17 protein-coding genes are annotated in these 17,088 nt (G+C 43.7%); 10 read left to right on the top strand and 7 right to left on the bottom strand.

Annotation, left to right across the window (positions count from 1 at the left end; genetic code table 11):
• Positions 1 to 5 precede the first annotated feature (5 nt).
• Positions 6 to 341 carry a hypothetical protein gene (locus tag LOSG293_RS06055; protein ID WP_034528236.1) on the top strand — a complete coding sequence of 112 codons (336 nt, stop codon included), beginning with the start codon at positions 6 to 8 and terminating at the stop codon, positions 339 to 341.
• A gap of 105 nt (positions 342 to 446) precedes the next feature.
• Here the strand turns inward: LOSG293_RS06055 and LOSG293_RS06050 are convergent, their stop codons facing one another.
• Both LOSG293_RS06050 and LOSG293_RS06045 read right to left on the bottom strand, forming a co-directional pair.
• The gene (locus LOSG293_RS06050; RefSeq protein WP_051907239.1) at positions 447 to 1,271 is read right to left on the bottom strand and encodes an alpha/beta hydrolase; all 825 of its coding nucleotides are present in this window, start codon (positions 1,269 to 1,271) and stop codon (positions 447 to 449) included.
• Positions 1,272 to 1,428: 157 nt separating this feature from the next.
• Positions 1,429 to 1,698, bottom strand: coding sequence for a hypothetical protein (locus LOSG293_RS06045; RefSeq protein ID WP_034528234.1), 270 nt, complete (start codon positions 1,696 to 1,698; stop codon positions 1,429 to 1,431).
• 119 nt (positions 1,699 to 1,817) lie between these two features.
• Here LOSG293_RS06045 and LOSG293_RS06040 point away from each other — a divergent pair, with 119 nt between their 5' ends.
• Complete coding sequence (locus LOSG293_RS06040) at positions 1,818 to 4,184, top strand: ATP-dependent DNA helicase (RefSeq protein ID WP_034528232.1); 2,367 nt, start codon at positions 1,818 to 1,820, stop codon at positions 4,182 to 4,184.
• A gap of 53 nt (positions 4,185 to 4,237) precedes the next feature.
• On the opposite strand, the gene LOSG293_RS06035 is transcribed toward LOSG293_RS06040, so the two are convergent.
• The gene (locus tag LOSG293_RS06035; protein WP_034528230.1) at positions 4,238 to 5,272 is read right to left on the bottom strand and encodes a lactonase family protein; all 1,035 of its coding nucleotides are present in this window, start codon (positions 5,270 to 5,272) and stop codon (positions 4,238 to 4,240) included.
• Positions 5,273 to 5,407: 135 nt separating this feature from the next.
• On the opposite strand from LOSG293_RS06035, the gene LOSG293_RS06030 reads away from it, so the two are divergent.
• The 3 genes from LOSG293_RS06030 (at position 5,408) to LOSG293_RS06020 (ending at position 7,982) form a co-directional block, all read left to right on the top strand.
• Entirely contained in the window at positions 5,408 to 5,890 is a 483-nt protein-coding gene (locus tag LOSG293_RS06030; protein ID WP_034528228.1) for a hypothetical protein, read from the top strand.
• 97 nt (positions 5,891 to 5,987) lie between these two features.
• Complete coding sequence (locus tag LOSG293_RS06025) at positions 5,988 to 6,440, top strand: Fur family transcriptional regulator (protein ID WP_034528226.1); 453 nt, start codon at positions 5,988 to 5,990, stop codon at positions 6,438 to 6,440.
• A gap of 267 nt (positions 6,441 to 6,707) precedes the next feature.
• Positions 6,708 to 7,982, top strand: coding sequence for a peptidoglycan recognition protein family protein (locus LOSG293_RS06020; protein ID WP_034528224.1), 1,275 nt, complete (start codon positions 6,708 to 6,710; stop codon positions 7,980 to 7,982).
• Positions 7,983 to 8,033: 51 nt separating this feature from the next.
• Here the strand turns inward: LOSG293_RS06020 and LOSG293_RS06015 are convergent, their stop codons facing one another.
• The 4 genes from LOSG293_RS06015 to LOSG293_RS06000 form a co-directional block, all read right to left on the bottom strand.
• Entirely contained in the window at positions 8,034 to 8,813 is a 780-nt protein-coding gene (locus LOSG293_RS06015; protein WP_034528222.1) for a YibE/F family protein, read from the bottom strand.
• Positions 8,810 to 9,928, bottom strand: coding sequence for a YibE/F family protein (locus LOSG293_RS06010; protein ID WP_051907238.1), 1,119 nt, complete (start codon positions 9,926 to 9,928; stop codon positions 8,810 to 8,812). Before LOSG293_RS06010 ends, LOSG293_RS06015 begins: the two co-directional genes overlap by 4 nt.
• Before the next feature lie 324 nt (positions 9,929 to 10,252).
• The gene (locus LOSG293_RS06005; protein WP_034528220.1) at positions 10,253 to 10,693 is read right to left on the bottom strand and encodes a universal stress protein; all 441 of its coding nucleotides are present in this window, start codon (positions 10,691 to 10,693) and stop codon (positions 10,253 to 10,255) included.
• A gap of 94 nt (positions 10,694 to 10,787) precedes the next feature.
• Positions 10,788 to 11,387 carry a PepSY domain-containing protein gene (locus tag LOSG293_RS06000; protein WP_034528217.1) on the bottom strand — a complete coding sequence of 200 codons (600 nt, stop codon included), beginning with the start codon at positions 11,385 to 11,387 and terminating at the stop codon, positions 10,788 to 10,790.
• Positions 11,388 to 11,586: 199 nt separating this feature from the next.
• Here LOSG293_RS06000 and LOSG293_RS05995 point away from each other — a divergent pair, with 199 nt between their 5' ends.
• From LOSG293_RS05995 to LOSG293_RS05975, 5 genes are all read left to right on the top strand, one after another.
• The gene (locus LOSG293_RS05995) at positions 11,587 to 11,835 is read left to right on the top strand and encodes a hypothetical protein (RefSeq protein ID WP_034528215.1); all 249 of its coding nucleotides are present in this window, start codon (positions 11,587 to 11,589) and stop codon (positions 11,833 to 11,835) included.
• A 150-nt stretch (positions 11,836 to 11,985) separates the two neighbouring features.
• A complete protein-coding gene (locus LOSG293_RS05990) occupies positions 11,986 to 13,179 on the top strand; it encodes a quaternary amine ABC transporter ATP-binding protein (RefSeq protein ID WP_034528269.1) in 1,194 nt (397 codons plus the stop codon).
• Positions 13,179 to 14,024 carry an ABC transporter permease gene (locus LOSG293_RS05985; protein ID WP_034528213.1) on the top strand — a complete coding sequence of 282 codons (846 nt, stop codon included), beginning with the start codon at positions 13,179 to 13,181 and terminating at the stop codon, positions 14,022 to 14,024. The genes LOSG293_RS05990 and LOSG293_RS05985 overlap by 1 nt, the downstream gene beginning before the upstream one ends.
• A 12-nt stretch (positions 14,025 to 14,036) precedes the next feature.
• Complete coding sequence (locus LOSG293_RS05980) at positions 14,037 to 14,939, top strand: glycine betaine ABC transporter substrate-binding protein (RefSeq protein WP_034528211.1); 903 nt, start codon at positions 14,037 to 14,039, stop codon at positions 14,937 to 14,939.
• A 96-nt stretch (positions 14,940 to 15,035) separates the two neighbouring features.
• Positions 15,036 to 16,964 (top strand): M13 family metallopeptidase, encoded by a 1,929-nt coding sequence (locus tag LOSG293_RS05975; RefSeq protein ID WP_034528209.1) that lies wholly within the window; start codon positions 15,036 to 15,038, stop codon positions 16,962 to 16,964.
• Positions 16,965 to 17,088: the final 124 nt, after the last annotated feature.

Here is a 17,088-nt window from a genome sequence, read left to right as displayed (position 1 = left end):
CGATTATGACAAAAGCAGAAAAGATTGAACGCAAAAAAGTTTTGACGGACATGAATGATTTTCTTTTGGAATACGCTAGCAAGAAATTAGACAACTCCGAAACCCTCGCCAAACAGGTATACGAAGCCGGCAAGGACGATCTCACTGGTCTCGATAAACTCTTCGATGACGATGGCTTTGGTCGTAAGGAACAGTTCATTGCGGTTGGAATGGGAATTCTTCGGGATACCACCCATGATGATCCTGACCAGGCTGAATTGGACGGCGAAAAGCTCGCCAAGGAAGCCATGGCTTATCTTGGCCGTCACATTGATGAACTTCAGTATTGGAAAGATAACTAAAAATAAGAGGATGTGCCAAATTTAAATTTGGCACATCCTTTTTCTATTTAATCGAACTATTTAGATTTAATCGAGCTCCAGAAGTCAGCCTTCTGTCATAACTTTTTACCAAAGCACATTATACAAGTAGTTCTGAACACTTGCTGAATGCGTTTGGTTCGCGTGAGAGGCGTAGCGACCGGTAAATTGTTTTTGCCGGTAACTCGCTACCCGTCCTGATACGAGATACTTCAATGCGACTGAGGATTGGTTGCTAACGATACCGTCTGAATCACTGCCATTTTTCAAATCGCCGTAAATATTGACGACTTTGGCGGTTTTGGGCAATTTGCTGCGATTATTCAGATAATATTGGTAATAAGGATAGGCATTTGTCGGCTTACCACTCTTTAGAAGCTTAATCTGATTTGGCCGCTCACCCTGCCAGCCTAGTACGCCGTTAAACGGCCCGCCAACAGCCACAAAAGTCTTCAGGCGGCCACTCGGATTACCATAGCGAATCAGATAATTTAAAAAGTCATTGTTTCCTTTTGAATGGGCAACAAAGTTATACGATTTGAAATTATGCTTCTGATCCACCTTTTTCAATACGGTTGCCAACCATTTAGCGGTCACCTTAACGTCACCTTGGCGGTTGTTCTTGAAAACGATATGCACCATTGGATTCTTACTTGTCCATTTACCGCTGATTTTCACAGCACCGTTTGCGCTAACCGTTGCAGTGTAGGCTTTTTTGGCTGCACCACGTTGCTGCGCACGGCTAATGGTGTCACCAAACGTTTTACTTGTTTCACCCGCCCCATTCAGGAAAAACGTTGGTGTACTCGACTTTATGTAGCTGGCTTGCGCACGCTCTGGCAGCATTGCCATTCCCACGGTCATCGCCATTACCCCAGCAAAAAGAAGCATCCCCTTGAGACTCGCTTTCATCGGTAATTCCCCCTATTTAAATTTGTATAGTTACCTGAAATTGAGGTCATTATAGCGAGGCCGTATGGGATTGACGACTTTTGTGCTTGTGGGTAATCTCACGAATAAAGACGCCAATCAGATTCATTCTGACTGGCGTCTTTATTTTCTATTCACTTTAATAACAGGCCTTATAGCCAATTAGTTCATCGTGTACAACGCTCAACAGTTTCTGCTCATCATGACTACCATCCGCCATAATTTCTAGCTGTTCGCCAGGATAATTAGCTAATTGCGCTAAATCAGTTTCGGATGTGACATCCAGAAATTGTCGATGCACCCGAATTTGAATACTTGCCTGGTATCCTCGTGTGAGGTCCTGCATGCGATTTGCTGCATCTTCGGGAATTTTTGTTGTTGGTAGTATCTTTACGCCAATAACTCTCATTAATTATCACCTCAGAAGAATTGTAACCGTTTTCACAATTGGTTTCAAGTCCTTTACCCATCCCCTCACAACAAAGGCAATTTAGTGTATAATTGTCCCGAACTAGGAGGCAGAATAAGATGGGCACACCCAAGATCGGCATCCGCGAGCTCGTCGAATTCGTCCTTCGAGCCGGCAACCTGAATGCCAGTATGAATAGTCAAAATACCGCTGCGGAAGGTGCTCGGATTCATCGAATGCTCCAAAAACAGCGAGCTAGTCATTACGAAAAAGAATACACGCTAGAAAAAACCATTGAAATGGCGGATCGAACTTTTATCGTTCACGGTCGCGCTGATGGTGTTATTCGCGATACTGACCATCCGTTAATTGAGGAGATTAAAACTTCTGATGCCCTCTTTGAGGATTTAAGCGAAAATACGCTTACCCTTTATTGGGCGCAGGCTAAAGTATACGCCGCCATTCTCATGGAACAGGAATCGCTAACTGAAATTACGATTCAACTTACCTACTATCAACGACTAACGGAAAAAATTACCCAAACTGAACAACAGATTACCCTGGCAGACGCTCAGGCTTTTTTGAAGTCGCTCACCGATGAGTACGCAGAGTGGCTACGTTTTCGTGAAGAACTGCACCAACAACGAAATGATTCTATCCAAACATTGCCTTTCCCGTTTGACCAATATCGTCAGGGACAACGGGAATTGGCGGCCGTTGTCTATAAAACTATTGCCTTCCACAAGCATCTTTGGGTGGAAGCACCAACTGGAACCGGCAAAACCATTTCGACCCTTTTTCCTAGCATCAAGGCGATGGGAGAAGATAAGTTCAACCGCCTTTTTTATTTAACAGCCAAACAAAGCACTCGCCAGGTTGCAGAAGGAGCCATTTCACTCCTTAAGCAAAAAGGATTACGCATTAAAAGCATTACGCTAACCGCCAAGGATAAAATCACCTTTCCGGATGAGGTGGGTCTGCAACCAGAAGACAATCCCTATATGATTGGTTACTATGATCGTCTAAAACCTGCTATCAAGGATATGGTTGCAAATGAAAATTTGATGACGCGCCAAGCGATTGAAGCTTATGCTAAAAAACACCGACTGGATCCGTTTGAGTTTTCACTGGACGCCAGTCTCTTTTGTGATGTAATTATTTGCGACTACAACTACCTGTTCGATCCTCAGGTTTATTTGCAGCGCTTTTTTGCCATCGACCATGACGACGACAACTTCTTCTTGATTGATGAGGCTCACAACTTAGTTAATCGGTCCCGTGATATGTACTCCGCTGAAGTGAGTTCGGCACCACTACTCAAACTGATTAACCAATTTAAGGGCGATGATGAGCTCAGTGAGGCACCATTACGCCATTTACAAGCTTTGAACCGTGCCTTTCGTAAGTACAGCAAACCACTTCGGGATAGTGGTGATACCAGTACGATTTTTCCCGAAGAAATTACGAGCCTGAATAAAGCCATTCGAAAACTGACCGATTACTTGCACGATTGGATGATCACACAGCCTAAATCGGATTTGCTCGACGAAACACTCGACTATTACTTCAGTTGTTCAAGTTACCTGAAAATTGCCGACTATTATGACGAAACCTACCGTACCAAAATTGCATTAAACGAGCGCGACGATCACCTCATTAGCTTTAAGCAGATTTGCTTAGACCCCAGCGCTTTCCTTAAAGAATCGTTGGATAAGGGATGCGGTGCCGTTCTATTTTCAGCGACCTTGTCACCACTTGACTACTATCAACGGGTACTAGGTGGCGACGATGACAGTCTGCGTTACCAGTTAACTTCGCCATTTCCACCGGAAAACCAAGAAATCTTAATCACCCAGTACATTCAAACAACTTATCAACATCGCCAAAGTAGTATGGCTAATATCTTAATGAGCATTCATACTTTAGTGACTGGTAAGACCGGTAATTACCTTATTTTTCTGCCTTCCTACAAATTTTTAGAAACGGTTAGCGAGGCGTTTCAATCGCAATACCCAGATATCGATGTGGTCGTCCAAACTGGACAAATGGCCGAACCACAACGTGAAGCCTTTGTCCGCCACTTCCAGCCCAATCCAACCCAAACACTGGTGGGTTTCGCCATCCTAGGCGGCATCTTCTCTGAGGGGATTGATTTACGAGCGGATCGCTTGATTGGTGTGGGTATTGTCAGTGTTGGACTCCCCGGAATTAGTGACGAAAATAACCTTTTACGCGATTACTTTGATGAGCAGAATCAGCACGGATTTGCCTTTTCCTACCAAATTCCCGGCCTCAACAACGTCTTTCAGGCAGCCGGCCGCTTAGTTCGGGGCAGCCACGATACCGGAATCGTTTTGTTAATGGATCAGCGCTTTGGAGCCAACCGCTATACCAACCTCTTCCCACCACATTGGCAAAACTACCAACGCGTTTTCAATCCCGATCAGTTAACACAACGGGTTAAACAATTTTGGCAAAATAAATAGACCACTAGTGCGAGCTCAATGCCCATTCTAGCGGTCTTTTATTTTAATTGTTATTATTCAAATGCGACACAAACGCCTTCCGGAACGAAGACATCCTTTTGGCACAGACTCAACTTACCTGTCGTTGCGTTACGTTCGAACAAGGTGGCATTATCAGTGTTTTGATTGACCACTACCAGGAACTCTTCGGTAGCACTTAAATTAAAGTCCCGTGGAAAGTCCCCTTCAGTTGGGACATTATCGATTAAGGTCAAATGACCGTCAGCACTCGTTTCAAATACCGCAATCGAGTTGAAGCCACGGTTGGAAACATAAAGGAACTGGCCATCACGAGTTAACCGAATGGCAGCAGCCCCGTTATGTGCCGTCCAATCGTTTGGAATCGTCGACAGCGTTTCAACTAAGGTGAATGCACCAGTGCTTTCGTCGTAAGTCAAAACGGAAACGTTGCTGCTCAGTTCACCTACTAGGTAGGCGACTCTTTTTTTAGCATCAAAAACAATGTGCCGAGGACCAAATCCAGGTTCGCAAGTGAAGACAGCGGCTTCAGATAAATGGTTATCGTGCAAATCATAAGTTGTCACTGTATCGTTGCCTAAATCAGCGACCACAATCCGGCCATCGGGAGTTTGTTCGGCGATGTGAGGATGCGGGCCATCAGCTTGCTCAGGGCGAGGACCATTACCGGTGTGTTGAACTTCATCACAGAGCGTGAGTTGGCCGTCAGCAGCAATTTCATAAACGGAGATAATTCCGGTATGGTAGTTAGCCGTGTAAACTAATTGACGGGCTTCATCTACCGTTACGTAGGCTGGTGAAGAACCAGGCTTCAATACTTTCTGAAGCAACTTAGCTGGCTTTTCCTTAGTATCATAGACCATAAGGCCCCCAACCGTTTGATCATTTTCACTTTCTTTATCAATCGCATATAAAATACCACGCTTGGAGACTGCAACATAAGTTGGACTCCCCGCCTTGGCAACTAGATTGAGATTGAGTAACTCTTTTTTGCTGGTATCTAGCGTCATTTCGTAGACACCTTCGCTGGTTTTTTTAGTATAGGTTCCAATGAGAAACTTTTCTAACATTTGAACGCCTCCTAATTCTTTACTGATTAAGTATATCACAAGGTTACCTCAGTGGGATGATCAGCTAAAACCCCAGCAAACTCGTTTTAAGCAGAATATGCTATCCTATAAGCAACGAAAAAGGAGACTTGAATTTTGATACTTTTTGAAAAATTACATCCACTGATGACGGCTCGCTACCGTCTCGACTGGCTTACCCAATTTAAACTTACTGATATTATGGCTATTTGGCATCTTTCCACCGAAAAAAACGAGGCGCTCATCGCTGCTAAGGCCGTCAATCAAAAAATGAGCGATGTGATGCAAAATCGGACCATCACATGGGGAATCTTAGACCAACAAACAAAAATATTGGTAGCCATTATCTCCATTAGTGGCCTAGCCACGCAAGAAGCTACCATTAATCTCGATATTAAAGAAAGCGCTCTTTCCAGCTTTGATTTTGCTGATTTGCTTGATTATCTCCTTCAACTTCTAAACCATCACTTTGATGTGACGCAGTTTTCAATGACCCAAGATCACTTGACCGCCACAACTATTTCTCAGTTGTCACAGCTAGAAACACAACACATTGAAGCCCATTTGCAGAACAATAAACTTTCTTTCATATATAGGTAAATTTTTTTGACATTGCCATAGTAATCACAAACAAAAGGTGCTTTAATTAATAAGGATTTTAAAATCGTTATTTGAAATAATAGAAAGGAGTTTTTCGATGGCTGATGCCGTACTTACCCAGGCGATTGAGACACTTAGGAATAACCACGTTCGCGTCACACCTCAGCGAAAAATGATTATTCAATACTTAGTGACTCACACCACCCATCCCACCGTCGAAATTCTGTTCAAGGAGCTTTATCAGCAAGAGCCGAATCTCAGCATGGCAACTGTATACAACACATTACACTTACTGGTTTCACTAGGCATCGTAGTTGAACTATCCAACGAGTCTGGCGCAGTTCGTTATGACTACTATGGTCACTCAAAGTTTTACGCCATTTGTGCCAACTGCGGTAAGATTATCGATATCTTCTACAAAGATTATGGTGAAATTGAAGCGAATTTCACGCAGGCTGCAAAAAGTCAGGCTGATTTTCAAGCAACTACCGTCCATGTTGAAGTCCATGGTCTCTGTGCCGAATGCCAAAAAATGATGTTAACGCAATAATGTAAGGGCTTAAAATGCCCTTTTTTTGTGTGCTTGTTGATAAACCGGCTTTTTTGCACACAATCCTGTTATTTCTGTTACTTAGTTTTAATACGAATGAAAAAATGCTTCAAAACCCTTTATGGCGCTGTTTTAATGCGTGTAATATTACAAAGTAACCGAGTAAAGAAAGTTGTAAGATTGCCTTAAACTCTCTATATTAGAAGCTGGATAAGCAATCCAGGTACATATAACCTAAAAATCAAAATAATTGAAGGATGAATTTCTATGAAGAAAAGCAAAATCTTGTTGTCTGCCTTAGTGGCGGTTGCTTCCGTAAGTATTTTCGGAACGGCTAACGCTAGCGCAAGCAAGTTGAATGACTATATTGCAGACAATAACATCAAACCCGTTGGTGTTACAAAGAGCATCTGGAGTGGTTTTCCAAAGAACGCCTACCGTAAGGGTACTGGCAAGCCTGAAGGGGTTGTCGTTCACGAAACTGCTAATCCTAGCTCAACCATTTACAACGAAATTTCATATATGAAGGCTAACTACAACAACGCCTTTGTCCACACGTTCGTTGACGCAACTCACGTCATCAACATCGCCAACACCAACTACCTTTCATGGGGTGTTGGTTACCCTGGTAACGCTCGTTTCGTTCAATTCGAACAAGTTGAAGTCCACAGCAAGTCCGCTTTCGCCAAGGAAATTGCCAACGCAGCTAACTACACGGCTAGCATGTTGAAACAATACGGTTTGAAGCCTAACAATGCCTCATATGATGGTAAGGGTACCGTTTGGTCACACAATGCCGTTTCTAAATACTTAAGTGGCTCAAGCCATACCGATCCAGTTGGCTACTACTCCAGTAACGGTAAGAAGTACTTCGGTGAAGCTTACACAATGGCACAATTCTACACACTGGTGAAGGATTACTACAATGGTACAACTAGTTCAAGTAGCGACTCATCATCAAATACCTCAGACACATCATCAAACACGTCTGACACCACTGATACTGCTGCAACTGCCTTAGATAAGGTAAACTACTATGGTGCCGATGGTAACGAATACGCAACCCTTTCTAGCAAGTACAGCTCATATCGTCTTTATAACCACGTAAAAAACGCTAATGCTAACATGAAGAAGTACAGCTGGTCATCAGCCTCTGCCTACGTTGGTAAGAAGGCCTACATCGACATGCGTGGTGTAAAAGCTAAGTCCAACACGACTTGGTACCGAGTTCGCTTCTCCAAGTCAGCTAGCGCCAAGAAGTACTGGATCTTCAAAGATGCCCTTAAGTTCCTCAATGTTTCATATAAGGACGTTAGCTTAACCAAAAAAGTAAAGGCTAACAGCACTTACGCAACTCATAACCACGTTTATAACTCGTCATACCTTTCAAAGGTCAACGGTTCAACTAAGGATCTTCAAGGCCAAACTTTGACGATTAACAACGAAGCTTCAAAAACAACGCCAGATGGCTCAATTTCAACTTACTACCGAGCTGTTGTAAATGGCAAGAACGTCTGGATTTACGCAGGCGCATTTGAATAACCACATAGAACTCAAAAAGGATTCGGCAATTAGTTGCCGAATCCCTTTTTATTACAAATCTGAAAGTGGTTGGTCATGTTTTCGCCGATACGTTACTTCATGTTTCATCACTAATGCAGTCAATGGCACCGTGATAATGACGCCAATCATCGAAAATAGAATCATCAAGATTTCGGAGACAAAAACTTTATCATTCAAAATTTCACCGAAACTGTAACCTACGCTAGCAAACCAAATGAATAGTGCAAGGAATCCCCCAAAGAAACCAAAAAACAGCGTGTTAAAGGTAGTTCCAATGATATGGCGGCCAATGACTAAACCATCATGATAAAGCTGACTAGCCTCAATTTTAGGGCGTTGTGTGACAATCTCAACCAAGCCAGCGGAAATAGCCATCGCAGCTTCTGCAATTGCCCCCAACGTGCTGATGATGGCGGTCACCATGGCGATTTTTAGTAGGTTGATGCCAATCAATAGCGACATCCCCTCCAGATCTTCGCTGTTTTCCTGTCCAAATCCTTGTATCTGGGCCCAATTCACAACTGGAATAATCATGACGATTAGGACCAATAATACAATTACAGAGGCGAAAAACGCCGTTTGACTGGTTAAATCATCGCCACCACCCATAAAAATGGTGAGCGCTAAAACTATAATTCCCGTTACCAAAGCTACAATAATGGGCGAAAAATGGAAGGCAATCAGTACAATTGCGAAGAACAGGACGCCAAAATTAAACAGTAAACTCAGAAATGATGAAATCCCCTGCTTACCACCAATCCAGGTCATCAAACCTAGCAAAACCAAGCCAAGTACAGTAATCGTACTCATTGCGCTCGCCTCCTTAACGCGAAACTGGCAAACCAACTGGCTAGTGGAATAGCCAAGACAATGCCAATTCCGCTAATTAAACTTTGAATCATCCCCAGTGACATATTCATCGAAAATGTATAGCCCCAGGTATTTCCGTTTTTCAGGTATAGAAGTGCCATTGGAATGGTCTCGGCCATAAAAATGAAAAATAGCACGTTAATGAGTGGTCCCATGATGGTTCGACCAATCTGTCGTCCCGATCGATAAACTTGCTTAGAAGACAGCTCAGGCTGCTCCTGCTTCAAGGTGAAGAGTGAGGCCACGATATCCGTCGACTCGTCCATAACCGCCCCCAAGGACCCAAGAATCGTTTCCGCCAAAAATAATGGCTTCGGTAGTTGGGTCACGTACTCCATCGATTCGTAGTACATCCCTTTTTCTTTGGTGAGTGCAAACACTCCCAGTGCAACCAAGACTGACAAGAAGGTGCCACCCAAAGTTGCCAAAAGCGTCACCAACATTTGGTGGCTAATCCCCATCACAATCCATAGCGTGACTACCGCAAAGACGATGGTTAGAAGGCCAAAGATTAGCAAAACTTTGCCCCCGTTGGAATCCCCATTTAAACGGACCGCCCAATAGAACAGAATTGAATTAATCGCTACACTCGTAAACGCCATCAAACCACTAAACATCATGGTTGCCAATAATAGGATAATGGTCAACCAGGCCGTAAATGCGAGTGGAACATCGCGTTTGGTCTCACGAATGGTCACCTTTTCTCCCTTTTGACGTATCATGACAAAAGCATCGTCGCCTTTGTGATAACGCTGATCTGATGCGCCTGATAGCGAAAAGGTATTCTCAAACCGGACCTGTTTTCCTTTATAATCGCCATTACGCACGGTACCAACCAACTGCTGATTAGTTATGGTATCGGCATTTTGAAACTCATCCTTCTGCTTGACGGGTTTCCCGTTTTTCACCTGCGAAATGGTGACAATTGGATCGTGGTATAGCACGTAATCAAACTTTACCCCAATGACACCTAGTAATCCGATGAGGGCAATCACAATGATGACCCACGTCGGCCAACGGTGCACCACCCATTTTTCTCGTTGCAAACTATTCATCTCGTTTCATTTCACATTTAAAATAATTCTACCATTAATCAGCGTCCTTAAAGCACTTCGGGGAAAAGCTTTAGGAAATAACTTGATTTTTGCCGGGGGGATGCTGTAAAATGTGTTGTTGGTTACTATTCACAATTTAAAGCGAGGGTTAATAATCATGAGAAAAGCACATCCAAATGGCGTTCAAGGCCGTCGTCCGATCTCAAGCAAGAATTCAGACAAACGTCAAAAAGAAATTTCTGACTTACAACGATGGTTAAAGAACAAAAAGTAATCTAAAAAAGAGCTGACATTTATCAGCTCTTTTTTCTTATTCATTTATTCTTATTCTAAGTTAGGCTCATTCACAACCATCACATTAGTCTTAGACTTATTCACGACATAGGAAGTGGTCGATCCCATGATTGCACGGTTAAGACCATGCACACCGGACTTACCGATTACCGTTAACGTGGTGCCATATGTTTCAGGAAGTGAGTCCGCAATGGCCTGCTTAGGAATGCCCACAACGAAATGCTTTTCTACCGCTACGCCAGCGCCCTTTACCTTAGTCTCTGCGGCTGAAAGGATCTTATCTGCGTCCTCACGCATATGTTCAATAATATCTTGTCCGAAAATCGCACCATATTGGGTATAGCTTTGATCATTTGCAACCGACACTAATACTAAAGTTGACGAAAAATGCTTAGCTAAATCAATCGCTTCTGAAAGTGCTGCGGATGCATTCTCACTTCCATCAAGTGGTACTAACAATTTTTCATACATAAAAATCCCTCCAGTCAGAACTAATTTTATTCTCACCTCTATTTTACAACGAATGAAGCGTTTTTACTAACGAGACGCTTCATGAACTAATCAGTTAATCATCAGTTTGCAATGGTTGCGTAACATCGCCCGAAGTTGCGTCGATTCCAATTTCACGCACCGTTTCACCATCGTCAAATTTCAGTTCATACACCAGCTTACCATTATCCTCACGACTCAAAGAATACTCACGGAGATTGCCTTTGGCACCTTCCTGACGAGCAGTCTTAACCGTTTTTTGCACTGAACGCACGTTGTTTAGCGTAAATCGTTCAGCATCACTTTCTGATCGATCATCTGCTTCCAAACGCTCATTCTTCGTTTCGTCGAGTTTACCGGATTCAGCATCCACCGTATACTTAAACTCTCGGTTAGTTGTCACTGTTTCAATTTCATACACGTACCCGCCAGCATCATTGCTCAGCTCAACACTCGTTAACCGTGCATTTTCTTGTTCTGCATTCACCTTATCTACCGCTTGAATTAGGCTAATAGAGACGTCCTGCGCATCTTGAAGCTTCGTCTTCGTGGATGAACTCGCTGTACTTGTTTCTGAGGACTGACTACTGCTGTCCTGGGGGTGCTGATTGTTAGAACTACAGCCTGCCAACAGTAAGCCTACTGCGGTCACCATCATGATTAGGGGTTTCTTCATTTCCTCGACCTCCTTATTTTCTTTACAATTTAATTAAAACATATTAGAAGATGGAAACACCACAACTTAAAACTTTCACTTTTAAAAATTTCTTTTCAGCGTCACTTTAGGTCCTTCAGCAATTCTATAAAAGTCAAGATTGAATGTAACTTTTTGCCCCCTATAATGAATTACAGCAGATAAAAAGGGGGATATCGAGATGGATAATTTTCTCAAGCGGGTGGCACAAACCGCCATTGAAGCCTATCAAAAGAATGAAGTAATCACGGTTGACTACCTAACTGATTCAGCGACTGCTTCATTGACTGGACTGGTGAATTTCGTTTCCAATAACGACTACTTCTACCTCACTCGTCATGGTGAAGTCACTCGAATCGACTTCGAGGATGTCCAAAATATTGATTTCTTGCATCAGCAATGGTGGCAAGTACAACTTCAAAATAATTAATCGTTTCGGCAGGCTTAGACTTCGGTCACAGCCTGCTTTTTCGTGTTTCTTAAAAGATCATGAGGAAGTTAAATTTGACTTTTACCCCAATTTTTTGAGACAATTAGAACTATTATTCTTGAAACTGAGCAATAAAGGAGGAGGATGCAATTGACGACAAAAGTCGAAGTAAAGCAACTTACCAAAATTTTCGGTAAGCGAATCCCTAAAGCGAAAGAACTACTGAAAGAACATAAATCAAAAGCGGAGATTCTTGAAGCTACCGGTGCGACCGTTGGTGTTGACCAGGCTAATTTCAAGGTCAATGCTGGCGAAATTTTTGTCATCATGGGTCTATCTGGAAGCGGGAAATCCACCCTCATCCGGATGATTAACCGATTGATTGAACCAACGGACGGTCAGATTTTGATTGATGATCAAGACCTCATGACCTTAGACAAAAAAGCACTGCTAGAGGTTAGACGAAAGAAAATGAGCATGGTTTTTCAAAACTTTGCCCTATTCCCTAACCGCACGATTTTGGAAAATACCGGATACGGCCTGGAAGTTCAGGGCGTTGAAAAAACGGTTCGCGATAAAAAATCCCATGATGCGTTGGAGCTCGTGGGATTGCATGGCTATGATAATGAATATCCACAACAACTTTCTGGTGGAATGCAGCAACGAGTTGGCCTGGCTAGAGCGCTTGCCAACGACGCTGAAATTCTACTAATGGATGAGGCCTTTTCTGCCTTAGATCCGTTAAACCGGAAAGACATGCAAGATGAACTCTTAGACTTGCAAGAGACCATGCACAAAACCATCATCTTCATCAGCCATGATTTGAACGAAGCACTCCGAATTGGTGATCGCATCATGATTATGCGCGATGGCGAAGTCGTTCAGACAGGAACACCAGAAGAAATTCTGACGCACCCAGCCAACCACTATGTCGAGCGCTTCATTGAAGATGTAGACCGGACGAAACTTCTTACCGCTGCCAACGTTATGATTCGGCCAAACACCGTAAATATCGATAAAGATGGCCCCCGAATCGCCATTAGGCGGATGCGCGATAATGATATTTCATCAATCTACGTCATTGATAGTAACCGGAAATTCGTGGGCTTTGCTGATGCGGATGACGTCATCAAATTGATTCAAGACAACAATCCCGACTTACGTTCGGTGGTTCAGACCAACGTACCCGAAACAACCGCTGATACCCCAGTTCGCGACCTCATTGAAAAAATTTCGACAACCCCAATTCCGTTTGCCGTACTCGATGACCAACATCGCTTAGTGGGAATCATCGTGCGTGGTGCCGTTCTTGGCGCAATTGCCGGAAACGAGGTGAATGCTTAATGTTACCCTTAATTTCACAACTTCCCTTAGCCGATTGGATCAATGAATTTGTTGATTGGCTCACCCAGTTTACTGGTTTCTTCAACGGGATTACGACGGGAATTGGGGCCGTCGTTGATCTATTTCAATGGTTTTTTGATCTCCTACCCCAATGGTTGTTCATCCTTATTATTTTAGGCTTAACCTACTGGGCTACCCGTCCAGCACGAAAATGGACACTTCTGGGCTTCGAATTACTGGGGCTCCTACTCATCTGGAACCTAGGTTTCTGGCGTGACATGACCCAAACGTTAACGTTAGTGCTCACTTCCAGCTTGATCGCCCTTATCATTGGGATTCCACTCGGAATTTTAATGGCTAAGAGCAAAACGTTTGAAGCCATCATGAAACCGATCCTGGACCTCATGCAGACCATGCCAGCATTCGTTTATCTTATTCCTGCGGTTGCGTTCTTCGGTATTGGGATGGTACCTGGCGTTATCGCCTCTGTGATTTTCGCCATGCCACCAACAGTTCGAATGACCAACCTGGGAATTCGTCAAGTGCCGGCTGATTTGATTGAAGCTGCTGACTCTTACGGATCAACTGGCTGGCAAAAGTTGATTAAAGTTCAGTTACCACTCGCAAAGTCGACCTTAATGGCCGGCGTTAACCAAAGTATGATGTTGGCCCTTTCGATGGTCGTCATCGCTTCCATGATTGGTGCAATGGGACTCGGAACTCAAGTCTACTTTGCCGTTGGTCGTAACGATGCTGGTTCGGGATTCACGTCCGGACTCGCAATCGTCATCTTAGCCATTATTTTGGACCGAATGACGCAAGCCTTTAACAAGAAAAAGAATTAGGAGGCCGATATAATGAAATTTAAACGACTCCTCCTTCTGGCTTTTATAACGGTAATGGTCATTCCGCTAACTGCCTGTCAGTCATCTACCGCTGCCTATGATTCTAGTAAAAAACTGGGCCCGCAAATCAACTACACGATCACGGGAATTGACGCGGGTGCCGGAATTATGGGTGGCACACAAAAGGCACTTTCGGCTTATCATTTGACGCAAGGAAAGTGGCAACTACAGACAAGTTCCACCGCTGCAATGACCAGTACGCTTAATAAAGCCATCAAATACAAGCAACCAATCGTGATTACTGGTTGGCAACCCCACTGGATGTTCACGAAGTATCCAATTAAGTTTTTAAAGGATCCGAAGAACGTCTTCGGAAAAGCCGAAAGTATCCATTCGATAGCTCGAGTCGGCCTAAAAAAGGACAATCCTGGTGTCTATCGTTTCTTGCAACAATTCCATTGGAACGCAACGCAAATGTCGAAGATTATGCTGAAGGTTAATAATGGCGTAAAGCCAGCAACCGCAGCCAAGACCTACATCAAGGATAATCCCAAACAAGTCGCACAATGGCTTAAAGGCGTTCCAAACGGCCACGGTAAATCGGTTAAGTTCACTTATGTTGCCTGGGATTCCGAGATTGCATCAACCAACTTGGTTAAGCAATTACTCGAAATGAAGGGTTATAAGGTCACCATTCAACCAATGGAGGCGCAAACTATGTGGGCTTCAGTAGCAACAAACGCAGCCGACGCCTCAGTTTCTGCTTGGCTACCTACGACTTCTGGTCGCTATGCTAAACAGTACAAGGGCCGTTTCGTTGACGTTCGTGCCAACCTTCACGGCGCTAAGACTGGACTAGCGGTACCAAAGTACATGAAGAATATCAATTCGATTTCTGATTTGCTAACTAAATAAGCTTTTTTAATGAGTTCTTGAACGTTCTAATCAAGCACTCATTTTTTATTTTGAAAGTGTATAATATGTAATCAAACAATCATTGGAGGTCAGAGAATGAGCCAAACAAACGAACAACTTAATACCGCCCTATTAAAGGACGATTTCTATGATGCAGTCAACGGCGCCTGGATTGATCAAGCCGAAATTCCAGCAGACCACTCTTCAACTGGTGGCTTCATGGATTTAGTCGATGGCATCGAAAAGACGCTGATGGCCGATTTCGCTAAGCTAAAGGCTGGAGGCGTCGAACCGGAAAATGCCCAAATGGCCGAATTCAAAAAGTTTTATCAACTCACTAGTGATTTCGATCGGCGCGAAAAGGCTGGTGCAACTCCTCTAAAACCTTACCTCGAACGAATTGAATCCCTCAAAAACTACGCTGATTTGAACGACCAACTTGTCGACTGGATTTTAACGGGGCTCCCACTCCCTGTTGACTTGGATGTTGATTCAGATATGAAGCACTCCACCATTTACGCACTATTCGCTGGTGGTCCCCGCCTCTTCCTCCCCGACAAAACCTACTATGAAGAGGGTAACGAAGCGGCTGCAAAGCTCATGCCACTTTTCAGCCAAATGACAGAATCACTCTTACGGATGGCCGACTATACCGAGGCAGACGCTCACGAGGTCGTTGAACAAGCCAAAGACTTCGACCGTCAAATCGCGCCACACGTCAAGTCTGCCGAAGAGGCCGCCGATTACAGCAAGATGTACAATCCTAAAACGATGACCGAATTTGGAAAATACACGGATAAGTTGGACCTGGTCACCGCAGCCAATACATTGGTTGATGGCAAGCCAGAACAAATTATCTTACCTGACCCAGCTTATTTTGAAGCCCTTGATCAATTACTGACCGATGACAACTTTGAAAAACTAAAGAGCTGGATGTTAGTCAAAACGATTAACGGTCTATCCAGCTATCTATCCGAAGATTTCCGCCAAACAGGAAGCCAATATTCACGCGCCCTTTCTGGTCGTAAAGAAGCTCGAAGCCCAGAAAAAGCGGCTTACTACTTAGCCGCTGGCGTTTATGACCAAGTTGTTGGTGACTACTATGGTCGCAAGTACTTCGGTGAAAAAGCGAAACAAGACGTTCATGACATGGTCGTTAAGATGATTAACGTTTACAAGAACCGACTTCAAACTAACGACTGGCTCAGTGAAGCAACTCGTGAAAAAGCCGTACTTAAACTTGATAAATTAGGCATTCAGGTTGGTTATCCTGATCAAATTGACCCGCTCTACAAAAAGTTTATCGTCAAGGAAGCAGCTGATGGCGGCACCTTGCTAAGTAACATTCTGGACTTTGGCCGCATTCAAACCAAAGACAAATTTAGCAAGTGGAATACTGAAGTGGATCGTACTCGTTGGGAAATGAGCGCCAACACTGTTAACGCCTATTACCATCCATTCCACAACATCATCGTCTTCCCGGCAGCTATTTTACAGGCACCATTCTACAGTTTGGACCAAAACTCCAGCCAAAACTATGGTGGTATCGGTGCCGTTATTGCGCATGAAATCTCTCATGCATTTGACAACAACGGTTCCCTCTTCGATGAATACGGGAACATGAACAACTGGTGGACCGATGAGGATCACGCTCATTTTAAAGACCTGGCTGAAAGTATGGTCAAAGAGTTTGATGGTATCCCATTCTCTGGTCAACAAGTAAATGGGCGCTTGACGGTTTCCGAAAACATTGCTGATGCGGGGGGTTTGAGCTGTGCCCTTGAAGCAGCCAAGGCCGAAGCGGATGTTAATCTACACGATTTCTTCGTTAACTGGGCAACAATTTGGCGCATGAAGGCAACTACTGAATACATGCAATTACTGTTATCGATTGACGTTCACGCCCCAGCCAAATTGCGCGCCAACGTTCAGGTTGAAAACCTCGCCGACTTCTTCGATACTTTCAATATTGCTGAAGGCGACAAGATGTTCAAGGCTGAATCTGACCGAGTTAAGATCTGGTAATATTGAAGTACTTTGACACTTTAATATGGCAAATTCTATAATTAATCCGAACAGAAATTAAAAAGCCCAAAGCAATCACTTACAATGGTAGTAGCTAATTCCAACCAATATAGGGAGTGATTAC

This window comes from Secundilactobacillus oryzae JCM 18671 (assembly GCF_000740055.1).
GTDB classification, from domain to species: Bacteria; Bacillota; Bacilli; order Lactobacillales; family Lactobacillaceae; genus Secundilactobacillus; species Secundilactobacillus oryzae.
This window is presented reverse-complemented; position numbering and strand designations above follow the sequence as displayed.

Coding starts and splice junctions, on each gene's coding strand:
- LOSG293_RS06040 (WP_034528232.1), top strand. CDS start 1,818: ATGGGCACACCCAAGATCGGCATCCGCGAGCTCGTCGAATTCGTCCTT.
- LOSG293_RS05985 (WP_034528213.1), top strand. CDS start 13,179: ATGTTACCCTTAATTTCACAACTTCCCTTAGCCGATTGGATCAATGAA.
- LOSG293_RS05980 (WP_034528211.1), top strand. CDS start 14,037: ATGAAATTTAAACGACTCCTCCTTCTGGCTTTTATAACGGTAATGGTC.
- LOSG293_RS06010 (WP_051907238.1), bottom strand. CDS start 9,928: ATGAATAGTTTGCAACGAGAAAAATGGGTGGTGCACCGTTGGCCGACG.
- LOSG293_RS06015 (WP_034528222.1), bottom strand. CDS start 8,813: ATGAGTACGATTACTGTACTTGGCTTGGTTTTGCTAGGTTTGATGACC.
- LOSG293_RS06050 (WP_051907239.1), bottom strand. CDS start 1,271: ATGAAAGCGAGTCTCAAGGGGATGCTTCTTTTTGCTGGGGTAATGGCG.
- LOSG293_RS06025 (WP_034528226.1), top strand. CDS start 5,988: ATGGCTGATGCCGTACTTACCCAGGCGATTGAGACACTTAGGAATAAC.
- LOSG293_RS06055 (WP_034528236.1), top strand. CDS start 6: ATGACAAAAGCAGAAAAGATTGAACGCAAAAAAGTTTTGACGGACATG.
- LOSG293_RS06045 (WP_034528234.1), bottom strand. CDS start 1,698: ATGAGAGTTATTGGCGTAAAGATACTACCAACAACAAAAATTCCCGAA.
- LOSG293_RS05995 (WP_034528215.1), top strand. CDS start 11,587: ATGGATAATTTTCTCAAGCGGGTGGCACAAACCGCCATTGAAGCCTAT.
- LOSG293_RS06020 (WP_034528224.1), top strand. CDS start 6,708: ATGAAGAAAAGCAAAATCTTGTTGTCTGCCTTAGTGGCGGTTGCTTCC.
- LOSG293_RS05975 (WP_034528209.1), top strand. CDS start 15,036: ATGAGCCAAACAAACGAACAACTTAATACCGCCCTATTAAAGGACGAT.
- LOSG293_RS06000 (WP_034528217.1), bottom strand. CDS start 11,387: ATGAAGAAACCCCTAATCATGATGGTGACCGCAGTAGGCTTACTGTTG.
- LOSG293_RS06035 (WP_034528230.1), bottom strand. CDS start 5,272: ATGTTAGAAAAGTTTCTCATTGGAACCTATACTAAAAAAACCAGCGAA.
- LOSG293_RS06005 (WP_034528220.1), bottom strand. CDS start 10,693: ATGTATGAAAAATTGTTAGTACCACTTGATGGAAGTGAGAATGCATCC.